This is a genomic window from Streptomyces sp. NPDC048211, assembly GCF_043202315.1.
Taxonomy (GTDB): Bacteria; Actinomycetota; Actinomycetes; order Streptomycetales; family Streptomycetaceae; genus Streptomyces.
Genome location: NZ_JBIDAD010000001.1, coordinates 385302 through 398665, shown reverse-complemented (window position 1 = coordinate 398665; position 13364 = coordinate 385302). Strand labels below are relative to the sequence as shown.

General features: G+C 72.2%; 11 protein-coding genes. 3 read left to right on the top strand and 8 right to left on the bottom strand.

Annotated elements, in window-relative coordinates; genetic code table 11:
- Positions 1 to 11 precede the first annotated feature (11 nt).
- Positions 12 to 623, bottom strand: a complete 612-nt coding sequence (locus ACGFZA_RS01855; protein ID WP_393676472.1) for a DUF3017 domain-containing protein — start codon at positions 621 to 623, stop codon at positions 12 to 14.
- 30 nt (positions 624 to 653) lie between these two features.
- Entirely contained in the window at positions 654 to 1517 is an 864-nt protein-coding gene (locus ACGFZA_RS01850; protein WP_385284787.1) for a bifunctional methylenetetrahydrofolate dehydrogenase/methenyltetrahydrofolate cyclohydrolase, read from the bottom strand.
- 228 nt (positions 1518 to 1745) lie between these two features.
- Between ACGFZA_RS01850 and ACGFZA_RS01845 the strand changes: the two genes are divergently transcribed.
- The gene (locus ACGFZA_RS01845) at positions 1746 to 2516 is read left to right on the top strand and encodes an RDD family protein (RefSeq protein WP_385284785.1); all 771 of its coding nucleotides are present in this window, start codon (positions 1746 to 1748) and stop codon (positions 2514 to 2516) included.
- Between the two features lie 117 nt (positions 2517 to 2633).
- On the opposite strand, the gene purH is transcribed toward ACGFZA_RS01845, so the two are convergent.
- Both purH and purN read right to left on the bottom strand, forming a co-directional pair.
- Positions 2634 to 4187 carry a bifunctional phosphoribosylaminoimidazolecarboxamide formyltransferase/IMP cyclohydrolase gene (gene purH / locus ACGFZA_RS01840; RefSeq protein WP_393676469.1) on the bottom strand — a complete coding sequence of 518 codons (1554 nt, stop codon included), beginning with the start codon at positions 4185 to 4187 and terminating at the stop codon, positions 2634 to 2636.
- Positions 4174 to 4830, bottom strand: coding sequence for a phosphoribosylglycinamide formyltransferase (gene purN / locus ACGFZA_RS01835; protein WP_385284922.1), 657 nt, complete (start codon positions 4828 to 4830; stop codon positions 4174 to 4176). Before purN ends, purH begins: the two co-directional genes overlap by 14 nt.
- Before the next feature lie 365 nt (positions 4831 to 5195).
- Between purN and ACGFZA_RS01830 the strand changes: the two genes are divergently transcribed.
- A complete protein-coding gene (locus tag ACGFZA_RS01830) occupies positions 5196 to 6170 on the top strand; it encodes a hypothetical protein (protein ID WP_393676466.1) in 975 nt (324 codons plus the stop codon).
- Here ACGFZA_RS01830 and ACGFZA_RS01825 read toward each other — a convergent pair.
- Positions 6160 to 7917 carry a DUF6350 family protein gene (locus tag ACGFZA_RS01825; protein ID WP_393677601.1) on the bottom strand — a complete coding sequence of 586 codons (1758 nt, stop codon included), beginning with the start codon at positions 7915 to 7917 and terminating at the stop codon, positions 6160 to 6162. The two genes, ACGFZA_RS01830 and ACGFZA_RS01825, sit on opposite strands and share 11 nt — an antisense overlap.
- Positions 7918 to 8042: 125 nt before the next feature.
- On the opposite strand from ACGFZA_RS01825, the gene ACGFZA_RS01820 reads away from it, so the two are divergent.
- Positions 8043 to 9557 (top strand): helix-turn-helix domain-containing protein, encoded by a 1515-nt coding sequence (locus ACGFZA_RS01820; protein WP_393676464.1) that lies wholly within the window; start codon positions 8043 to 8045, stop codon positions 9555 to 9557.
- Positions 9558 to 9680: 123 nt separating this feature from the next.
- On the opposite strand, the gene sucD is transcribed toward ACGFZA_RS01820, so the two are convergent.
- From sucD to ACGFZA_RS01805, 3 genes are all read right to left on the bottom strand, one after another.
- A complete protein-coding gene (gene sucD / locus ACGFZA_RS01815; protein ID WP_136327624.1) occupies positions 9681 to 10565 on the bottom strand; it encodes a succinate--CoA ligase subunit alpha in 885 nt (294 codons plus the stop codon).
- Between the two features lie 21 nt (positions 10566 to 10586).
- Positions 10587 to 11768 carry an ADP-forming succinate--CoA ligase subunit beta gene (sucC, locus tag ACGFZA_RS01810; protein ID WP_385284916.1) on the bottom strand — a complete coding sequence of 394 codons (1182 nt, stop codon included), beginning with the start codon at positions 11766 to 11768 and terminating at the stop codon, positions 10587 to 10589.
- A 328-nt stretch (positions 11769 to 12096) separates the two neighbouring features.
- Positions 12097 to 13317: a hypothetical protein gene (locus ACGFZA_RS01805; protein ID WP_393676461.1), complete on the bottom strand. Its 1221-nt coding sequence runs from the start codon at positions 13315 to 13317 to the stop codon at positions 12097 to 12099.
- Between the last annotated feature and the right edge of the window lie 47 nt (positions 13318 to 13364).

Here is a 13364-nt window from a genome sequence, read left to right as displayed (position 1 = left end):
ACGGACACCGTTCATCGGATCGTGAAGTGGACCGCGTCCTCCAGGAACGGGATGTCCAGCCACGGCTTGGGCTGCGCCATGAGCGACAGCATCACGATGAGGACGCCCAGCAGTCCGTACGTCACCAGGTCGGTGAAGCGGGAACGCACCGCGAGCATGCCCACCGACGGGACGACGAGCCGCAGGACCGCGCCCCCGATGAGCGCCGCACCGATCAGGATCGTGCCGATCCGGAAGGCTTCCTCGAAGGGGTCGGCGGCCACGATCAGCAGACCTGCCCCGGCCGTGCAGAGCACGGCGAGCAGCGGCCACTGACGGGCGGGCGCCGGGGCGTCGCCGCCCGCCGCCCGGCCGCCGCCCTCGGGACGCGCGGTGTCCCGGGTGAACGACGGGAAACGCCGCGACCGGCGCGCCGCGGGGGACTCGCCGGGGCCGGGTTCCGGGTGGCTGCCGGTGCGGCCGTCCGGATCCTCGGCCGGTTCGTCGACCGCGGCGGCGGCCGACGCATCGGCCGGGCCTGCGGCCGGGGCGTCGTCCGCGGTGTCAGCCGCGCTCTCTGCCCGCTCGTCGGCCGGGCCGGTCGCCGAGGCGGCCCGGTCGGCCGGACTCGTACCAGCACCCATGGGGTTCCTTCCGGATCGGGATCAACCGGCTCAGACGGCGTCGGCGGCGTCGCGCTCGGCCGCCTCGACCACGTTGACGAGCAGCTGGGCGCGGGTCATCGGGCCGACGCCGCCCGGGTTCGGCGAGATCCAGGCGGCGACCTCGGCCACGCCCGGGTGGACGTCGCCGACGATCTTGCCGTTCTCGTCGCGGCTCACGCCGACGTCGAGCACGGCCGCGCCCGGCTTCACGTCCTCGGGCTTGATGATGTGCGGGACACCGGCGGCGGCCACGATGATGTCGGCCCGGCGGAGGTGCGAGGAGAGGTCACGGGTACCGGTGTGGCACTGGGTCACCGTGGCGTTCTCGGACTTACGGGTGAGCAGCAGCGGGATCGACCGGCCGATCGTGACACCGCGCCCGACGACCACGACGTGCGCGCCGTTGATCTCGACCCCGTGGTGGCGGAGCAGCTGCACGACGCCCTGCGGGGTGCAGGGCAGCGGGCCCTGCTCGTTGAGCACGAGCCGGCCCAGGCTCATCGGGTGCAGGCCGTCGGCGTCCTTGGCCGGGTCCATGAGTTCCAGGACGCGGTTGGTGTCGATCCCCTTGGGCAGGGGCAGCTGCACGATGTAACCGGTGCACGCGGGGTCGGCGTTGAGTTCGCGGACGACGTCCTCGATCTCCTCCTGCGTGGCGGTGTCGGGGAGTTCGCGCTGGATGGAGCCGATGCCGACCTGGGCGCAGTCCTTGTGCTTGCCGTTCACGTACCACCTGCTGCCCGGGTCGTCCCCGACCAGCAGGGTTCCCAGGCCCGGGGTGACACCCCGGGCCTTGAGGGCCGCCACGCGGACGGTGAGATCGGACTTGATCGCGGCTGCGGTGGCCTTGCCATCGAGAATCTGGGCAGTCATGGGGACATTCTCGCGGATGACCCCGCCCGCGGACCAATTGCGGGCGCTGCCGTGGACACAAGGTTGCACTTGGACAACTTCTTGGACAGCGGCTGGACAAACTTACGTCCTGCTTATAACGATGAAGGCCGCAGTGCCGCAGAAGTACCCGGGGGGCGGACCGCTGATGTTTTCTTTCCTCCGCGCGGCCGCATTCGTCCCCGTACGTCCGTTGGAGGAACGCCCCAGATGAGCTTCGGCGACCCGAACCCGAACAACCCCTACGGGCAGCAGCCCGGTCAGCCGCCCCAGGGCCAGCCCGGCTACGGATACCCGCAGCAGGCGCCGCAGGGTGTCCCGCCGCAGGGTCAGCCGGGTTACGGCTACCCGCAGCAGCCCGGCGTGCCCCCGCAGGGCCAGCCCGGCTACGGCTACCCGCCCCAGCAGCCCGGCGGCACCCTCCAGGCCAACAACGGCTACATCAACGTCGCGGGGCTCGGCACCGTCGAACTCGCCACGATGGGCCGCCGCCTGGGTGCGCGCGCCCTGGACGCCGTCGCGTACGGCATCCTCTACATGATCTTCTCGCTGATCGGCGTCGCCAGCCTCGTGGGCGCCTCGAAGTCCATCGACGACTGCAGCGGCATGGAGTACGGCACCTCCGCCTACACCCAGTGCGTGAACGACAATGCCGACGCCAGTGTCGGCATCATCGCGGGCTTCCTCGGCTTCGTCGCCGTATTCGCTCTGATCGCGCTGCTCTACGAGTGGCTGATGGTCTCCATCTGGGGCGCCACGCTCGGCAAGATGGTCCTCAACGTCAAGGTCGTCAAGGAGAACACCGGTCAGGCCCCCGGCCTGGGTGCGGGCTTCATCCGCTGGATCATCCCGATGGTCGGCTCGCTCTTCTGCGGTCTCGGCACGCTGCTGGTCTACCTCTCCCCCTTCTTCGACAACTCGGGCAAGCTCCAGGGCTGGCACGACCGCGCCGGCAGCACGCTCGTCATCAAGACGAAGTGAGCACGCGCTGAAGGTGTGAGCACCCTCACGGCATGACGAAGGCCGCCGATTCCCCACGTACGCGTGGGGAATCGGCGGCCTTCGTGTCTCTCCCGGGCCACCCGGGTGAGACACGGGTCAGTGGAAGAAGTGCCGCGTACCCGTGAAGTACATCGTCACGCCCGCCTTCTTCGCGGCCTCGACCACCAGCTCGTCGCGGACCGAACCGCCCGGCTGGGCCACGGCCCTGATGCCGGCCGCGGTCAGGATCTCCAGCCCGTCAGGGAAGGGGAAGAAGGCGTCGGAGGCCGCGTACGCGCCCCGTGCCCGCTCCTCGCCCGCGCGCTCGACCGCGAGCTTCGCGGAGTCGACGCGGTTGACCTGACCCATGCCGACGCCGACCGAGGCGCCGTCCTTGGCGAGCAGGATCGCGTTGGACTTGACCGCGCGGCAGGCCTTCCACGCGAAGGCGAGCTCACGCAGCTCGTCGGCGGAGAGCGCCTCACCGGTGGCGAGCGTCCAGTTGGCCGGGTCGTCGCCGTCGGCCTGGAGGCGGTCGGTCACCTGGAGCAGCGCGCCGCCGTCGATCGGCTTGACCTCGACCTCGGAGGACGGGGCGTCGGGGCAGCGCAGCACGCGGATGTTCTTCTTGCGGGCGAGCACCTCGACGGCGCCGTCCTCGTACGCCGGGGCGACGATGACCTCGGTGAAGATCTCCGCGACCTGCTCGGCCATCGCGACCGTCACCGGGCGGTTGACGGCGATGACGCCGCCGAACGCCGACAGCGGGTCACAGGCGTGCGCGTTGCGGTGCGCCGTCGCGACGTCGTCGGCGATCGCGATGCCGCACGGGTTGGCGTGCTTGATGATCGCGACGCACGGCTCGGCGTGGTCGTACGCGGCCCGGCGCGCGGCGTCGGTGTCCGTGTAGTTGTTGTACGACATCTCCTTGCCGTGCAGCTGCTCCGCCTCGGCGAGGCCGCCCTCGCCGGAGGTGTAGAGCGCGGCGGGCTGGTGCGGGTTCTCGCCGTAGCGCAGGACGTTCTTGCGCTCGTAGGTCGCACCGGTGAAGTCGGGGAAGCCCGAGTCGTCGGCCGCGGCGTAGTCGGAGGCGAACCAGGAGGCGACGGCCACGTCGTACGCGGCGGTGTGCTGGAAGGCCTCGGCGGCGAGCCGCTTGCGGGCGGTCAGGTCGAAGCCGCCCGCCTTGACGGCGGCCAGCACGTCGGCGTACCGCTCGGGGCTGGTGACGACGGCGACCGACGGGTGGTTCTTGGCGGCGGCGCGGACCATGGACGGGCCGCCGATGTCGATCTGCTCGACGCACTCGTCGTCCGACGCGCCGGAGGCGACGGTCGCCTTGAACGGGTAGAGGTTGACGACCACCAGGTCGAACGGCTCCACACCGAGCTCGGCGAGCTGCTCGCGGTGGGCGTCCAGGCGCAGGTCGGCCAGGATGCCGGCGTGGACGCGCGGGTGCAGCGTCTTGACGCGGCCGTCGAGGCACTCGGGGAAGCCGGTGAGCTCCTCGACCTTGGTGACCGGGACTCCGGCGGCTGCGATCTTCCCGGCGGTGGAGCCGGTGGAGACCAGCTCGACACCCGCCTCGTGCAGACCGCGCGCGAGGTCTTCGAGCCCCGTCTTGTCGTAGACGCTGACCAGGGCGCGGCGGATGGGCTTATTCACCGACATGACCGAGATGAACCTTTCGTCCCTCAATGCGATAGCCGTCACGGGCGAGCCGCCCCACGGCCTCGACGAGCAGCTTGCGCTCGACTTCCTTGATGCGTTCGTGGAGGGCCGCTTCGCCCTCCGGGGTGTCCTCTTCGGTCACCTCGACCACGCCCTGCGCGATGATCGGACCGGTGTCGACGCCGTCGTCGACGAAGTGGACGGTGCACCCGGTGACCTTCACGCCGTACGCGAGCGCGTCGCGCACACCGTGGGCACCGGGAAAGCTGGGGAGCAGGGCGGGGTGGGTGTTGATGAACCGGCCGCCGAACCCGGCGAGGAACTCCTTGCCCACGATCTTCATGAAGCCCGCGGACACGACGAGGTCCGGGCGGTGCTCGGCCGTGGCCGCGGCGAGGGCGGCGTCCCACTCCGCGCGTGACGCGTGGTCCTTGACCCGGCACACGAAGGTGGGAAGCCCGGCCTTCTCGGCCCGCTCCAGACCTGCGATGCCGTCGCGGTCCGCACCGACCGCGACGATCCGGGCACCGTACGCCTCGGGGTCGTCACCGATCGTGTCGAGCAGGGCTTGGAGGTTCGTACCGGAACCGGAGACCAGGACGACCAGGCGGGCCGGTCCGGCGGAGGAGAGCGGGGAGGCCACGGCTGGGCCCTTTCTCGCGTGTGGAGCAGTTCGAAGCGGCCGCACCACCCGCCACATTGCGGGACCGGCGGCACGGCGACCATGCTGTTTGTACGGTCATACGAAAGAATCGCGCCCCTCGATACGGGGAACTCTACGAACGAGCCGACCGTCAGCAACGATACCGGCACCTCGGAACGCCCTCGTCTGACGGGGGTGAGGGTCCGGTGACCGCCGGCCCGGCACGGGCGGGCGGTCCGGGGGGCAGCTGTCCGCCACCACGCCTGTACGCCCAGCTTTCGGCGCCTCCGCGCCGGAGGGTAGCGTCAGGGGACAGCGAACCGTCCACCGGGCGGAAATGACGAGATGGGGAAGACGTTCACCATATGCCGGACCGACGCCGCCGCAACGCCTTCCGCCACCCGCTGCCCGAGCGGTCCACACTGCTGATGCGGGAGCGCCAGTCCCCCACGCCGGGCTCCTCTTCCTCCTCCACTCCGCCCTCCTCCTCACCGGCCGGCTCCTCCGGGTCGTCCGGTTCCGACGAGGACAACCCGTTCGCCCCGCCGCCCGAGGGCCGCCCCGACCAGCCGTGGCAGCCGCGCCACCCGGCCAACGGCGGTACGAACGGCAGCGGCGAGGGCAACGGCGACTCCGGGGACGCACCCGAGGGCGGCTCCTCCGACAGCCGGCCCGTCTGGGGCAGCCAGTGGAGCAGCCACCAGCCGGGGCGCCAGAACGGCAACTTCGGCGGACGCCCCACCGGTCCCGGCGGCCAGGGCGGCCCGGGCGGCGGGCGGGGCGGCCCCGACGGCCCCCGCTCCAGCCTGCGCTGGGACCCGACCGACCCGGTCCAGCGGCGCGCCCGGTACTCCCTGCTCTCCGGCATGTGGGCCTTCTTCTTCGCACTCTTCGACCTCCCGGAGATCGCGCTGTTGCTCGGCGCGCTCGCCACCTACTGGTCGATCAGCGCGCTCCGGGCCAAGCCGAAGGAGCCGTCGGCGCCGGGGGAGGCCACCGGCCCGGCCGGGGCACCCGGCGCGGGCACCCTCGCGCAGGGCCAGGGCACCGCACCCGCTCAGCCGTCCGCACCGGCACCGATCACCGGCTCCACGCCCGCGGCGGGCCCGCAGGCAGTCAACTACGTCCAGCGCGGCAGCAGGCAGCAGACGACGGCCGCGGTCAGCGGCCTGGTGACGGCGCTGGTCGCTCTGTCCATCGTGGCGACGACGTTCACCGTGCAGCTGGTCTACCGCGACTACTACACCTGCGTGAACGACGCCCTCACCAAGACGGGCCAGCTGTCCTGCAACGACCTGCTCCCGAAGCCGCTGGAACCCTTCTTCGGCGTCAAGGAGTAGCGTCCGCCGGGCCGGCCGGGCCGAGAGGCCCGGCCGGCCCGGCGGTTGCGGAACCCGCCGCCCGCACACCTTCTCCGGCTGATGCGGGTTCGCCCGCTGCCGCGGCTTCTTCCATCTCTCCGGCCGGTGCGGGTTCGCCTGCCGCCGCGGGTGCTGCGGACCGGGCAGGCCGTGCGTCGGACGCCTTCGCGTGCCAGGGGTCGGTGGGCAGGAAGTCGTACGCCTGGAAGTCGTAGGCCTCGAACGCGTCGTCCTCGTCGGCCCGCCGGGATCCGGCCGGGTGGGGGACGGAGACGGACGCCTCGTCCGTACCGGGATCCGCCGGCCTGGGGCCGCGCCCCGGCCACCACCTGCGCGACGGTTTCCCCGCGTCCCCCTCCGCCTCGCCCCGGGGCTTGCGCACCGCTCCCCCGGGCTTCCGCTCCTCGTCGCCCGCACCGCTCCGAACGGCGCTCTCCGCCTCGGCCGCGCGCTCCTCGTCCGGTGTACGCCCACGGAGCCGCCAGGCCCGCAGCAGCAGCGCCACGGGGACGGCGAGCGCCGCCGTCCACACCAGGGCCGCCGCGCCCGTGAGCCACCAGACGGGCCCGAACCGCGCCAGCGCGTGCGTCCCGAGCGGCCCTCCCGCCGCGGCCGCCAGCAGGGCCGCGCCGACGCCGCAGCCGGCTGCCGCCAGCGCGGTGGTCAGCGCCGTCTCGCGCAGGCTCCACGCCTCCTCGCGCGCGCCGTGGGCGGGCGCCGCCCTTCGTACGGTGAACCAGGCGACCGTCAACGCGGCCGCGACCGGCACCGCGGCGGCGGCCCAGTTCAGGGGCGCCCCGGGTCCGTGGGCCGACAGCGCGGCCAGCAGCGGGAAGTCCGGCAGCGCGGGGTGCCCCTCGAAGGCGATCGGGGTCGCCGTGGACGCCGTACCGAGCGCGAAGCCGGGGCCGAGCCCGTACGCGGCACCCCACACCGCGGCGTTCGGCACCAGCGCCAGCGCCAGCAGGAGCACCGCGATCCGCCCGGACCAGTCACCGGAGAGCCGCAGGAACGACTCCTGGACCGGCTCCGCGTGCCACACCAGCGCCGCCGCGGCCACCAGGGCGCCCCCGCCCAGCAGGACCGCCACCCCGGCCGCGGCGGACCGGCCCACCGCCTCCGCGCGCCGCGCGAACCGGGAGCGCGCCATCGCCTCGTGCAGGCGCACCGGCGCCCAGGAGGGCGGCGGCCCGAGCGGGCGGCCCGAGGCCGTCCACACCCCGGCGGCCGCGGCGCACGCCACCACGAGGGCCGACGGAAACAGCAGGGACAGCGGCCGCGCGGACAGCGAGGAGCCCCGGGCGTAGAGCGCGACAGCCGCGCCGACCAGCAGATATCCCCCCGTCACCAGGGCGAACGTCCAACCGGCCGAGGGAGCGCCGCGCCCCTCCTCGGGCTCCAGCACGTCCCTGGCCGCCCGATGCACCAGCCAGACCGGCAGGAGGGTGAGGAGCAGCGGAACGACGCCGACGGGAGCCGGGGCCCCGGTCAGGGTGTCGGTCCTGATGAGTCCGGCGCCGTGCGCCAGCAGCCAGAGACCCGCCGCCGCGTGGACGGCCTCGCCGGGGCCGCTGTCCGGTGCCGGGGAACTGATCCAGAGCACCACGACGAGCACCGCGACGGAGCCCAGTCCCAGCCCTGCCGCGACGGCGCCGCGCAGCAGCGCCCGGGCCTGCACGACGGACCGTCCGTGCTCTGCCGACAACGACGGGCCTCGTTCGGTCATTTGGGTCACGCCGCCATGCTCCCAACGACACGCGCTTATTCCGTGTAACGGGCGAACGGCCGTTGTGTCGCTCAATATACGTTTATGTACTTTTTCACCCAGTGCAGGCCGGGCGAGGGGCCCTCATGACACAGAGCACGACCGGCACGCCCGCCGCGCATCCGCTTCCCTCGCCCAAGGAGCGACGCAGACTGCGAGAGGCGAAGTCACTGAGTGAGGAGCAGGTCGCGGCCGCGGTGGGCGTCACCCGGGCCACGGTCCGGGCCTGGGAGACGGGCCGTACCAGCCCGCGCGGGCGCAAGCGCGAGGCGTACGCGCGGCTGATCGGAACCGGCGGCACGCGGTCCACTTCACGCCCCTCCACCGTCAAGCCGGCGACTCCGAACAACAGGCCGAGGGCCGCCGCCGCACGACGGGCCCGGTCGGCCGAGAACGCGCAGGCGGCCGGGAGCGGGACGCCTACGGCTGCCGGGCCTTCGGTCCCGAAGACCGGCGGGGTTCCCGCGACACAGTCCCCGAAGACCGGCGGGCTTCCCGCGACGCAGTCCCCGAAGACCCGTCCGCCGACCCCCGTCGAAGCCACCGGGAGCGACGCCATGGATCCGACCGAACCCGGCACCACCGCACCCGAGGCGCCCAAGGCACCCAAGGCGCTCGAAGTGGTCGAGGTCGTCGAGTCGACCGAAGCCGCTCGGGCGGCCGAGCCAGTCGCGGCGACTGAGGTGCTTGATGCGGTTGCCTCGGCCGAGGCAACCGTGGGAACCGACGGGGCTGAAGGGACCGACGGGACCAACGGAGCCGACGGGGCAGAAGGGACCGGGCCCTCGCCCGCCGAGGCGTTCGACGCGCTGTACCGGCACACCGCCGCCGCGCTCTATCGCCAGACCTATCTGCTGACCGGCCGCCGTGCCCTCTCCCGGGAGGCCGTCGGCAAGGCCTTCGAGCAGGCCTGGCAGCGCTGGCCGGAGGTCGCCGTCGACCGCGACCCGGTGGGCTGGGTGCGGGCGGCCGCCTACGAGTACGCGATGTCGCCGTGGCACCGGCTGCGCCGCGAGCACCGCCGCCCCGACCCGCCGCCCGAGGCACCCGGCCCGCGCGCCCTGCTCGACGCGCTGCTGGCTCTGCCGCCCTCGTACCGCCGCACCCTGCTGCTGCACGACGGGGTCGGCCTGGGCCTGCCGGAGACCGCGGCGGAGACCGAGGCGAGCACTCCGGCGGCGGCCGGACGGCTGGTGAACGCCAGAGCAGCGGTCGCCGAGCAGCTGCCCGAACTCGCCGGACCCCCGACACCGGAGGAGCAGTCCGCGCTGCTGCGCGAACACCTCGGCGCACTCGCCCTCGCCCAGCCCGCGTCCTCGCTTCCCGTGCCGGACCTGATCCGTACGGGCAGCGAGCGCAAGGCCCAGCTGTGGACCCGGGCGGCCATCGCGTTCACGGTGCTGCTGATCGGACTGACGCTGATCACCCTGGCGACGGCCCCGACCCGGTACGAGACGCCCGAGTCGCCCCCGCAGAGGGTCGAGGGGGTCCCTCCCCTCGGCGGTCCGCAGAAGCTGACGCCGCAGGACAAGAAGCTTCGGCAGAAGCTGGGCGATGAGCTGGGGCGCGGTCCGGGCCGGCTGGTCCCGCGGGCCGGCTGATCCGGCACACCCGCGGCGGACCCGGTGCACGAAGAAGCGGGCCCGTACCCCTGGCCGGGGGTACGGGCCCGCTTCTTCGCGTGGTGACGCGTTCCCGCTGTGGTGCTCCGACGCGGTGAGGCGTCAGGCGCCGAGGATCTCGCGAGCCAGCTTGGCGGTCTCGGTCGGCGTCTTGCCGACCTTGACGCCGGCGGCCTCGAGGGCCTCCTTCTTCGCCGCGGCGGTGCCGGAGGAGCCGGAGACGATGGCGCCGGCGTGGCCCATGGTCTTGCCCTCGGGGGCGGTGAAGCCCGCGACGTAACCGACGACCGGCTTGGTGACGTTCTTCGCGATGAAGTCCGCCGCACGCTCCTCGGCGTCGCCGCCGATCTCGCCGATCATGACGATCAGGTCGGTGTCGGGGTCGGCCTCGAACGCCGCGAGGGCGTCGATGTGCGTCGTACCGATGACCGGGTCGCCACCGATGCCGACGGCGGACGAGAAGCCGATGTCACGGAGCTCGTACATCATCTGGTAGGTCAGCGTGCCGGACTTCGACACGAGACCGATGCGGCCGGGCTTGGTGATGTCGCCCGGGATGATGCCGGCGTTGGACTGGCCGGGGGTGATGAGACCCGGGCAGTTCGGGCCGATGATCCGGGTCTTGTTGCCCTTCGCGCCGGCGTACGCCCAGAAGGCGGCCGAGTCGTGGACGGCGATGCCCTCGGTGATCACGACGGCGAGCGGGATCTCGGCGTCGATCGCCTCGACGACGGCGGCCTTCGAGAAGGCCGGCGGCACGAAGAGGACGGACACGTTCGCGCCGGTCTTCTCCATCGCCTCGGCGACGGAGCCGAAGACCGGTACCTCGGTGCCGTCGAAGTCGACGGTCGTGCCGGCCTTGCGCGGGTTCACGCCGCCGACGATGTTGGTGCCGTCGGCGAGCATGAGCTTGGTGTGCTTCATGCCCGTCGCGCCGGTCATCCCCTGGACGATGACCTTGCTGTCCTTGGTGAGGAAGATAGCCATGGTGGTCTGAGTCCCTCTTCCTTACTTCGCAGCCGCGGCGAGCTCGGCGGCCTTGTCGGCCGCGCCGTCCATGGTGTCCACGCGCTGAACCAGCGGGTGGTTGGCGTCGGAGAGGATCTTGCGACCCAGCTCCGCGTTGTTGCCGTCAAGGCGCACGACGAGCGGCTTGGTGACCGCTTCGCCCTTGGTCTTGAGCAGCTCCAGCGCCTGGACGATGCCGTTGGCGACCTCGTCACAGGCGGTGATGCCACCGAAGACGTTGACGAACACGGACTTGACGTCCGGGTCGCCGAGGATGATCTCCAGGCCGTTCGCCATGACCTCTGCGGAGGCGCCGCCACCGATGTCGAGGAAGTTGGCGGGCTTCACGTTGCCGTGGTTCTCACCGGCGTACGCGACGACGTCCAGGGTCGACATGACCAGACCGGCACCGTTACCGATGATGCCGACCTCGCCGTCGAGCTTGACGTAGTTGAGGTTCTTGGCCTTGGCGGCAGCCTCGAGCGGGTTGGCTGCGGCCTTGTCCTCGAGCTCCTCGTGACCCGGCTGACGGAAGTCGGCGTTCTCGTCGAGAGACACCTTTCCGTCCAGCGCCAGGATGCGGCCGTCCTTGGTCTTCACCAGCGGGTTGACCTCGACGAGGAGGGCGTCCTCGGCGACGAAGGTGTCCCACAGGGTCACCAGGGCCTCGGCGACACCCTCGGCCACGTCGGCCGGGAACTTCGCCTGGGCCACGATCTCGCGGGCCTTGACGATGTCGACGCCGTCCACGGCGTTGACCGGGACCTTCGCGAGGGCCTCGGGGGTCTTCTCCGCGACCTCCTCGATGTCCATGCCACCCTGCACCGAGGCCATGGCCAGGAAGGTGCGGTTGGTGCGGTCGAGGAGGTACGAGACGTAGTACTCCGCCTCGATCTCCGGGGACAGCTCGGCGATCATCACCTTGTGGACCGTGTGGCCCTTGATGTCCATGCCGAGGATGTCGGTCGCCCGGGCGACCGCCTCGTCGGCGTTGGCGGCCAGCTTCACGCCACCGGCCTTGCCGCGGCCACCGACCTTCACCTGTGCCTTGACGACAGACTTGCCGCCCAGCCGCTCGGTCGCCTCGCGGGCTGCCTCAGGCGTCTCGATCACTTCACCGGCCAGCACCGGTACACCGTGCTTGGCGAAGAGGTCCCTCGCCTGGTACTCGAACAGGTCCACGCGCGTCCGTCCCTTATCAAATGGTCTCGCGGTTGGTTTTCTGCGTGGGCGTGCCGCGAGGGGCAACGTGACTGCTCTGTCACAAGGAAGGCGCACACGGTGACCGAATACGCGGCATGTCCGTCTCGCAGGTTATCCCCGAGCCCCGCAGGACCCTAAATCACAGATCACACCTGGGCGGTGATTACGGTCACAGATCACGCTGGTGGCCGGGTCGCAGTGGACAAAACGGCGTGGGACGGCGGCGCGGCGCCGCCCGGCGGGCCGGGCGGCCCCCCTGGTCCGGACCGGCACGATCCGGATCGTGCGGAGGGACCGCCCGGCGCTCTCAGATCCCCTGGAGCGGGTACGCCGGAGCGGTGACGGAGTGCGCCGGGGACAGCGACGAGACGGTCCCCGTCGCCGACGACACGGTGTCGCCGACGAACCCGGGAGTGACGGCCGTCAGCCCCTCGGAGCCGTCCGCGGCGTGCGCCACGGCCGGACGGGCGTCGTCACCGACCGTGGACACGAGGCCACCCGCGAAGGGCCGGGCCTGGGCGCCGACGCCCTGGGCGAGCGGCATCACCCGGCCGGTGACCCCCTGGGCGAACGGGGTGACGGCGTCGCCGGTGAGGCCTTGGGCCAGCGGCCGGACCTCGGAGCCGACACCCTCGGCGAACGGCTGCACCGAGCCGGTCACTCCGTACGCCAGGGGCTGGACCTCGGTCGTCACCCCCTGCACGAAGGGCACGGCGGCCTGCGTCACGACTCCGTCGGCGAAGGGCGTGACCTCACCGGTGACGCCCTGGACGAGGGTGGACACGTCGCCGAGGGCCTGTCCGACGACCGGGAGCACCGAGGAGACGGCATCGGCGACGAGGGGAGGCAGCACGGCGTCGGAGGTCTGCCCGACGACCGGAGCGGCCTGGGTGAGGGCGCCTTCGGCGGTGGTCCTGGCGGTGCCGAGCACGTAGGGCGTCGCGTTCTGCACGTAGTCGCTCTGCATGTAGGCGCTCTGCATGTAGTCGCTCTGCGCGTAGCCCTGGCCGACGTGCTGCCCGGCGATCCGGTCGACGTGCTGCCCGGCGTTCTGGGCAATCCCCCGGCCGATGTTCTGCCCGTAGCCGGGGAGCTGCTCGATCGGGCCGAAGAGGTAGTCGACGGGTGCTTCGAGGGTGGGGGTGGGCGTGGGGGTGTCGATGGCGTCGGATGCATGGCCGGCCGCGACGCTCCGGGCGGCGGACGTGACGTCAGCCGCCTTCGCGCGGGCATCGGGCGCGACATCGGCGGCCTTGGCCCGGGCATCGGACGTCAGGTCGGCGGCCTTGGCCCGGGCGGTGCTCTGGAGACCTGCCGCCTTGGTGACGGCGTCCGCACCGTCGACACCGACGATGCCGTCGGCCACCTCGCTCACGTCGGGAACGTCGGGAGCGTCGGCCGCGTGGTCCGGGGTGGACAGCGGGAGGGAGACGGGCAGTTCGTCCGCGCTTGCGGCTGCGGTGCCGAGCGCCCACATACCGGTGGCCGTGGCGGCGACGGCTATGGAACGGCGGATGTTCTTGTGCATGAGTGGGTCAGATCCTTCGAATGTGGTCGGCGGTCCGGAGTACGTCC